The sequence below is a fragment of the Streptococcus danieliae genome (assembly GCF_013415245.1).
GTDB lineage: Bacteria > Bacillota > Bacilli > Lactobacillales > Streptococcaceae > Streptococcus > Streptococcus danieliae_A.
The window spans coordinates 1-1,860 of record NZ_JACBXX010000200.1 but is presented as its reverse complement, the minus strand read 5'-3'; the positions used below and the strand labels follow the sequence as shown (position 1 = coordinate 1,860).

The 1,860-nt window shown below is 40.2% G+C and carries 3 protein-coding genes; 2 read left to right on the top strand and 1 reads right to left on the bottom strand.

Annotation, left to right across the window (positions count from 1 at the left end; genetic code table 11):
• A partial coding sequence (locus HZY94_RS09065; protein ID WP_306538575.1) for a group II intron maturase-specific domain-containing protein occupies positions 1-453 on the top strand: 453 nt, incomplete at its 5' end.
• Between the two features lie 387 nt (positions 454-840).
• Here HZY94_RS09065 and HZY94_RS09060 read toward each other — a convergent pair.
• Positions 841-1,434, bottom strand: coding sequence for a site-specific integrase (locus HZY94_RS09060; RefSeq protein ID WP_179925876.1), 594 nt, complete (start codon positions 1,432-1,434; stop codon positions 841-843).
• Positions 1,435-1,687: 253 nt separating this feature from the next.
• Between HZY94_RS09060 and HZY94_RS09055 the strand changes: the two genes are divergently transcribed.
• On the top strand, positions 1,688-1,860 hold a 173-nt coding region (locus HZY94_RS09055; RefSeq protein ID WP_179924846.1), incomplete at its 3' end, for a helix-turn-helix domain-containing protein.

The following is a 1,860-nucleotide window of genomic DNA, read 5'->3' as shown; positions in this document are numbered from 1 at the left end:
TGGAAATCTCCGAAAGGCTGGAAATGCCGTCCCCATCAAGATAGTGTACAGAGTTTTAAGCGCAAGCTGAAGCGACTAACGACGAGGAAGTGGAGCATTGACCTAACGACACGGATTGAACGATTAAATTGGGTTATCCGCGGTTGGGTAAATTACTTCTCACTTGGTAATATGAAGACGATACTGACGCAAATAGATGAGCGTTTACGAACTCGTATCCGAGTCATTATCTGGAAGCAATGGAAGAAAAAATCGAGACGACTATGGGGACTTCTGAAACTAGGTGTTCCGAAATGGATAGCCGATAAAGTATCTGGCTGGGGTAACCACTATCAACTAGTGGCACAAAAGTCAGTCTTAAAGCGAGCTATATCAAAACCAGCCCTTACTAAAAGAGGACTGGTTTCTTGTCTAGATTTCTATCTTAAACGACATGCGTTAAAAGTTAGTTGAACCGCCGTGTGCCGAACGGCACGCACGGTGGTGTGAGAGGGACTAGAAATTAGCCTCTACTCGATTGAGAAAATCATGAGAGTTTCGTTTAGAATATGATAAAATGATTAGAAATTTAATGGAAAGGTTCCATTGATTTTCTAACACTAACCGTCTCGAATTTGGGGCGGTTTTTGGGTATTGGCTTTTTTGAATCGTCCGAAATTCGTCCGAAATGTTTTTCGTATTTAACCTCATTTAACCGAACACAAAATCAAAAAAGCCCGATTTTTCGGGCTTTTCACTCGGTTAAATCCTGTTAAACAGGGATAAAAAAGGCGGTAGACGGATTTTAGAGCCTTTATTTATCAATAGTTTGGGGCTATTTGCCCACCAGTTGCCCACTTACTAATGAATGTCTGTCAGAACATCCCGTACTTCAGTATGATGCTTCTCCTTCATTTTTTCAAATTGGTGGGCATACACTTTTAAAGTAATAACCATTGATTTGTGACCAAGCAGCTTTGAAATGCTTGCGACAGGTACTTCTTTAAATATCAGGTAAGAAGCATAAGTATGTCTTAATGTATGTGGGTGTACGTCACGTCCTACCATCCTCTTTAGTGCTGTATTGGTAGCTCGGTTGGAAGCACCAAAGAGAACACGTTGCTGATCGTTTTCTTTCCAATGATGTTTCTTAAAATCTTGAAGAACGGTAGCAACGTCATCATTGAATGGGATTTCCCTAATCGATTGGTTATTTTTGGTATCCGCAAAATCTTCGCTGTCGGAGTAATCCCAGGTATTCTCCACCTTGAATACCTGTCTGTCGAAATCAATGTCGGACCAGGTTAGTCCCATAGCTTCACCGAATCGCATGCCACTGATAGCTAATATGTACAATGTCATGTGTGAGATGTACTGAGGATTTTCTCTTGTTTTGGCTATCACATCGAAATATTCTTTTTCTTCTAAGTAGCTTTCTGATTCAGGTCCAAAAATTTTAAAATGAAGTTAGCCACCCATCCTATCTGCTAGATAAGTACTACAACTCATTCTGATGAGTTGTCTGATTTCATTTGATAATAGGTTTGGAGCTGTTAGGCTAATTGGCCAAGGCTAATGATAGCCTTGGTTTAGCCCTCAAAACAGCTTCAAAAGTCCCTGTTGTCAAATGAAATCCTTTTGTAAGGTATAAGAAAACACCTCCGTGCTATACTTGTTGTTCACCACAAACAAAAGGAAGGGCACAGAGATGCAAAACAATTATACAACAAAAGGAAAACATTTGACAATTAATGATCGTCGCTACATTGAACGATGGAACAAAGAAGGAAAATCCAATCGAGAAATTGCTCGCCTACTTGGAAGAGCTCCTCAAACAATCAATAACGAAATCAAGCGAGGGCAAGTCTTACAACAAGTGAG